We start from the raw sequence: 6,000 nt of genomic DNA, 5'->3' as shown, positions 1-6,000 counted from the left end.
CGCCTTCACGGCAGGGGCTGGCGCGGCTGCCGGCGCGCCGGCAGGAGCCTTGGCCGCGGGTTCGGCCTTCGCCGAAGGCGCCGCACTGGAGCCACCGGTCGCGATTGCCGCATCGACATCGGCCTTGACCACACGTCCGTGCGGACCGGAGCCCGCGATCCCAGCCAAGGTAAGGCCGGCTTCGCGCGCCAGACGTCGTGCCAGGGGCGTCGCTCTTGCACTCGAGGACGATTGGCTGATCTCCCCTGTGGAGGAGACGCCCGGTAGGCCAGAGGGGGGCGCGACAGGCTCGGACGTCGGCGGGACAGCGCCCCTCTCTGTCGGCTTCGCCGACATCTCCCCCACGGGTGGCGAGATGGGCGCCTTGTCCTGCTTAGCCTCCGCGGCGTCGGCACCATAGGCCTCATCTTCGGCATAGATCCAGGCAACCGGAGCGCCGACCGCAATGTCGACGCCCTCCTTGCCGGTGACGTTGCGCAGGATGCCGCTGGCCGGCGCGTCGATTTCCATCGCCGCCTTGTCGGTCTCGATCTCGAACAGCACGTCGCCCTTCTTGACCGCAGCGCCTTCCTCGGCGAACCAGCGCGAGATCTGTCCGGTCGCCATGTCCATGTCGACCTTGGGGAGAATGACTTCGGTCGGCATGGGCTAGCGAACCCCTTTCACGAGGTCGCGCGCCGCGGCGATGATACCGGGGACCTGCGGCACCGTAGCCTTTTCGAGTTCCGGATTATACGGGATCGGCGTCTCGGCTCCGCCGAGCCGCACGATCGGTGCGTCGAGGTAATCGAACGCATCGCTTTCGGCTATCATCGCGCTGACCTCGGCGCCGATGCCCAATGTCTTGACCGCCTCGTAGACGCACAGCAGCCGCGATGTCTTCTTGACGCTCTCGATGATGGTCTGCTTGTCCATCGGCCGGATGGTCCTGAGATCGATTACTTCGACGTCGATGCCTTCGGCCTCCAGGGCGGCAGCAGCCTCGAGCGCCTTGTGCACCATGATCGAGGTGGCGACGATGGTCAGGTCACGGCCCTCGCGGCGAATCTCGGCCTTGCCGATCGGCACCGTGTAGTAGCCTTCCGGTACCGGACCCTTCATCTTGTAGAGCAGCTTGTGCTCGAAGATCATCACCGGGTCGGGATCCGCGATCGCCGCCAGCAGCATGCCCTTGGCATCGTGTGGCGTCGCCGGCTGGATGACCTTGAGCCCGGGCACATGGCCGAGCCACGCTTCCAGGCTCTGGCTGTGCTGGGCGGCGGCGCCCGTGCCGGAGCCGGCTGGAAAACGCATCACTACGGGAACGGAAACCTCGCCGCCCAGCATGAACCGCATCTTTGCCGCCTGGTTGACGATCTGCTCCATGGCCAGCGTGGCGAAATCGGAGAATTGGAATTCGAAGATCGGCCGCATGCCGGTCACCGCGGCGCCGACGGCAACGCCCGCACCGCCCAGTTCCGAAATCGGCGTGTCGATGACCCGCTCGGTGCCGAAGCGCTCGACCAGATCGCCGGTGACCTGGAACGCACCACCATAGACGCCGATATCCTCGCCCATCAGGAACACGCGCTCGTCCATTTCCATGGCAGTCGCCATGGCTTCCTGGATCGCTTGCGCGTAGCTCAATTCACGCACCACCGCGTCCATCACGCCTGCTCCGTGTAAACAAAGTCCTGGATGTTTTCGATATCCGGCGATGGGCTCGTCTTGGCAAATTCGATGCCGTCGGCGATCTCCTGCGCCACCGCGTCGCGGATGGCCTGGATGCCCTTGTCGTCGATCAAGCCGAATTCCCGCATCTCGCCCTCGAACAGCGTGATCGGATCGCGGTTCGACATCCAATCCTCGATCTCCTCCTTGGTACGGTACCGATTGCGATCGCTCTTGGAATGGCCACGATGGCGATAGGTCTTGGATTCGATCAGCGTCGGCCCCTCGCCCGCCCGCGCCCGCGCCACGGCCTGATGCGATGCTTCCGCGACTTCGGAGAAGATGTTGCCGTTGACGATGACGCCCGGCATCGAATAGGCGGCGGCGCGTTCGGCGATGTTCTTGACCGCGGTGGAGCGGGCTGTCGATGTTGACATGCCATAGCCATTGTTCTCGCAGACGAAGATCACAGGCAGCTTCCAGATCGCCGCCATGTTCAGCGCCTCGTGGAAGGCGCCTTCATTGTTGGCGCCGTCGCCGAAGAACGACACAACCACTTTGCCGGTCTTCATCATCTTGGACGAGAGGCCGGCGCCGACCGCGATCGGGATGCCGCCCGCGACAATGCCGTTGGCGCCCAGATTGCCCTTGGCCACATCGGCGATGTGCATCGAGCCCCCACGGCCCTTGCAATAGCCCGTGGTCTTGCCGAAGAACTCGGCGAACATGCGCTTGACCTCGGCGCCCTTGGCGATGCAGTGGCCGTGGCCGCGATGTGTCGAGGTGATCTGGTCGTCCTCCGCCAAAGGCATGCAGATGCCCATGGCGCTGGCTTCCTGACCGATCGACAGATGCATGGTGCCGTGAATGAGGCCGCGCGTGTAGCACTCCTCCGCGCCTTCTTCGAAGCGCCGGATGAGGTACATCTTGTGAAGCACCTGCTTGAGCTGCTCGGCGCTGTACTGGCGATAGACGAAGGGAAGATTGGCGCGACTGTCCGCACCGGCCTTGCTTGCTAAATCCATGGTCACGCTCCCACGGTTCCGTAGACGAGTTTATCCTGGCGGGCACGCAGTTCCGCGATCTTGGATCCCGGTGCCGGGGCCGCGTTGGCATAGGTGATGAGTTCGCCCTTCTTGATCGGCGCGGTGACCGAGCCGCCCTGCAGCAACCCGCATGGAATGGCCTTGGCGGCATGCGCCTCCGGGGCCGTCATGATCCAGGCGCGATAGCAATATTCACCAATCGCATCGAGTTTTTCGCCGGGGTTCATATCCTTCTTGGCCACGGCGCAGACTTCGGCCACGGGCTTGGACAGCGGCACCATGTCCGCCTTGCCGTAAAGCACGACGCGGGCGCAAGTCAGCGGCACTTCGAGCGACGTCAGATGGTAGGGCCGATGGAAGGTGAAGTAGGGACCCTTGCCCATCTTCAAGTCTTCCATGCGCTCGGAAATGCGCGGATGCGACATGTCGGCGACGACGAAGACGCCGGGCGCGACGCCCTTGCCGATCGTGTAGTCGACGACGCCGACCCTCGACAGCACGCCTCCGTCCTTCTGCGGCACCAGCACCTTGGACAATTCGCCCAGCGTCGCCGCCGGACCATGCATACCGGCCTTGTCGGGGACCAGGCCGGTGGCGTTGGCGATCGCGGCCATCTCCACCATGGTCTTCGAGCCATCGACGAATTCGACCAGCATGCGCACATTCATGTGCCGGCGCGTGGCTTCCTCGGCATAGTCGTCGGGAATGGCATCGATGTTGAGCGGATTGTTCTTGCCCTTGCCGGCCGCGACGATCGGATGGCCCATTGCCGAGACGAACTCGATCAGTTCCATGCAGGAGGATGGCTCGTCGCCGGCGCCGAGCGAATAGGTCACGCCCAGCCGATCCGCCTCGCTCTTGAGATAGGCGCCGATCGTGACGTCCGCCTCGACATTCATCATCACCAGATGCTTGCCGTGCTCCATGGCGCGCAAGCCGATCTCGGCGCCGACGGCAGGAACGCCGGTGGCGTCGATGATGACATCGATGAGATCATTGTTGATGACGAGATTGGCATCGTTGGTGACCGCGACCTTGCCGGCCTCCATCGCCGCCGTCATCGCTGATCCGTTCGACACCTCGCGGGCGTGCCCGGCTTCCTGGAAGGCGATGTCGACCGCTTTGCTGGCTGCGGGCAGGTTCAATTCGGAGATGGCACCGATCTCGATGCCCGACATGTGGGCAACCCGGGTGACGATATCCGTCCCCATCTCGCCGGAACCGATCAGGCCGATGCGGATGGGCTTGCCGGATTTGCCGCGTTCCTCGAGATCGCGGGCAAGGCCCGTCAATGATACATTGGAAGCCATACCGCTCATTCCTCCCATGGTGCGTTCAATCGCCCGACGGGGTATTGAACATCTGTATTTCTGTCAAGACTAATGTCCAAAATCACGTCGCTTCAAGGCGCTTTCAGACCCGGGCAAAAAGGCCATGAGCCATAGCCAAATGCCTGTTGGTGGCGAGGCTCGCTGTCTGCCCTGAGCCGCATGGTTTGCGCAAGCACGCCAGCCTATCACCCACGGCAGGCGGACGGGCCAGAGGCAGCGTCGGGACCTGGCTACTTGATGCCGGCACGCATGAAACTCTGCACGAATTGGCGCTGGAACAGAAGGAAGCCAATCAGCAACGGCGCAGAGGTCATCAGGGCGGCAGCTGAAATGATGCTCCATTGAACGCCTTGGTCAGGCGAAGAGAAGACTTGAAGACCGACCGTCAACGGCCTGGTTGAAACGGAATTGGTAATCACCAGCGGCCAGAGGAGGTTGTTCCAGTGGTAGCTGACCGACACCAGCCCATAGGCGACGTAGATCGGCCGCGACAAGGGAACGTAGACTTTGAGCAGGACGCCGAGCGGCCCCGCGCCCTCGACACGCGCGGCATCGTCGAGTTCCTTGGGCACGGTCAGGAACGCCTGGCGCAGAAGGAAGATGCCGAAAGCGGACGCCATGTAGGGCAGGCCCATTGCCCAGACCGTGTCGACGAGACCCAACTTTACCATGGTGCGGTAATTTTCGACCATCAGCACTTCCGGCATGATCATCAGTTGGATCAGGACCAGCATGAACACCAATGTCTTGCCCCGGAAATCGTAGCGGGCAAACGCATAGGCCGCGAGCGTACAGATAACGAACTGCGAGACCAGGATCACCGAGATCAGCACAAAGGTGTTCAGGAAATAGCGGGCGAAAGGCGCCGCGTTCCAGGCCTGAATGAAGTTGGTAAGCGTCAGTGGCGCCGTCAGGTCGAGGCGGACCTCGTATCCGGCCGGATGGAATGCCATCCACACAGCGTAGAGCAGCGGCAGGATCCATAGCGCACCGAGCAGGTAGCAGCCGAGAACCTCGAGGGCGTGCCAGAAGCTCTGTTCGCGGGACTGCAGAGGCTGGGGTAGCGCGCTGACGCTCATTTGTAATGAACCCTCCGGTCGAGAATGCCGAACTGAACGAAGGCAAGCAGTGCCAGAAGCGCCAGCAGCACCATGGTCAACGCTGCCGCATAACCGGTGTCCCAGAAGCGAAATGCGGTCTGGTAGATGTAATACAGCAGCAGCGTGCTGGCATTGTCGGGTCCGCCTCGGGTCATGACGATGACGTGATCTATCAGCCTGAACGAATTGATGATGGCGTTGATCAGGACGAACAGCGTCGTCGGCATCAGCAACGGAAAGGTGACGCGGCGAAAAAAGTACCAGCGCCCAGCGCCCTCCAGCGCGGCGGCCTCACCCAGCGAAGGGCTTATCTGCTGCAGCGCCGCCAGGTAGAAGATCATGAAGAACCCGGCTTCCTTCCACACCGCCAGTACCATCAGGCTGCCCAGCGCCGTCGACCCATCGCCCAGCCAGTTGCGCTCGGCAAAGCCGAACATGCCGAGGAAGCGGTCTATCAGGCCGTAGCCGGGCGTGTAGAAGAATAGCCAGATGTTGGCGACGGCAATCATCGGCAGGATGGTGGGCAGGAAGAAGGACATTCGCAGCATCGCCTTGCCGCGGATGGACGAGTTGACGATGAGCGCCATCAGCATCGCCAGGCCGATCGCCACCGGCACGGTGCCTATGGCATATATGGCGTTATTCTTCAGCGCCGCCAGGAACACAGGATCGCTCAGCATGTCGGTATAGTGGCCGATGCCGACGAACTTTGCCGGGCGCACCCCGCGCGGCGTGTTGTAGAAGCTGTTGAACAGCGTCATCACCGCAGGAACGTGGGTGAACGCCGCCAACAGCACGACTGCCGGCAACAACAGCAGCCATGCGGTGATCTGATTTCGTCCCTGTGTCACGAAACGGCCTTTCCTGGCGGGG

6 protein-coding genes are annotated in these 6,000 nt (G+C 62.6%); all 6 read right to left on the bottom strand.

Annotation, left to right across the window (positions count from 1 at the left end):
- The coding region (locus LB513_RS24340; RefSeq protein ID WP_224666033.1) for a biotin/lipoyl-containing protein at positions 1–645 on the bottom strand (645 nt) is incomplete at its 3' end.
- Positions 646–648: 3 nt separating this feature from the next.
- Complete coding sequence (locus LB513_RS24335) at positions 649–1,647, bottom strand: alpha-ketoacid dehydrogenase subunit beta (RefSeq protein ID WP_224666036.1); 999 nt, start codon at positions 1,645–1,647, stop codon at positions 649–651.
- Positions 1,647–2,675, bottom strand: a complete 1,029-nt coding sequence (locus LB513_RS24330) for a thiamine pyrophosphate-dependent dehydrogenase E1 component subunit alpha (protein ID WP_224666032.1) — start codon at positions 2,673–2,675, stop codon at positions 1,647–1,649. The genes LB513_RS24335 and LB513_RS24330 overlap by 1 nt, the downstream gene beginning before the upstream one ends.
- Before the next feature lie 2 nt (positions 2,676–2,677).
- Positions 2,678–4,006, bottom strand: a complete 1,329-nt coding sequence (locus LB513_RS24325) for an NAD(P)H-dependent oxidoreductase (RefSeq protein ID WP_224666031.1) — start codon at positions 4,004–4,006, stop codon at positions 2,678–2,680.
- Positions 4,007–4,257: 251 nt separating this feature from the next.
- Positions 4,258–5,106 (bottom strand): carbohydrate ABC transporter permease, encoded by an 849-nt coding sequence (locus tag LB513_RS24320; protein ID WP_224666030.1) that lies wholly within the window; start codon positions 5,104–5,106, stop codon positions 4,258–4,260.
- A complete protein-coding gene (locus LB513_RS24315; RefSeq protein ID WP_224666029.1) occupies positions 5,103–5,978 on the bottom strand; it encodes a carbohydrate ABC transporter permease in 876 nt (291 codons plus the stop codon). Before LB513_RS24315 ends, LB513_RS24320 begins: the two co-directional genes overlap by 4 nt.
- Positions 5,979–6,000 lie beyond the last annotated feature (22 nt).

Origin of the sequence: Mesorhizobium sp. ES1-1 (assembly GCF_020164785.1) — a bacterium.
Taxonomy (GTDB): domain Bacteria; phylum Pseudomonadota; class Alphaproteobacteria; order Rhizobiales; family Rhizobiaceae; genus Mesorhizobium.
This window is presented reverse-complemented; position numbering and strand designations above follow the sequence as displayed.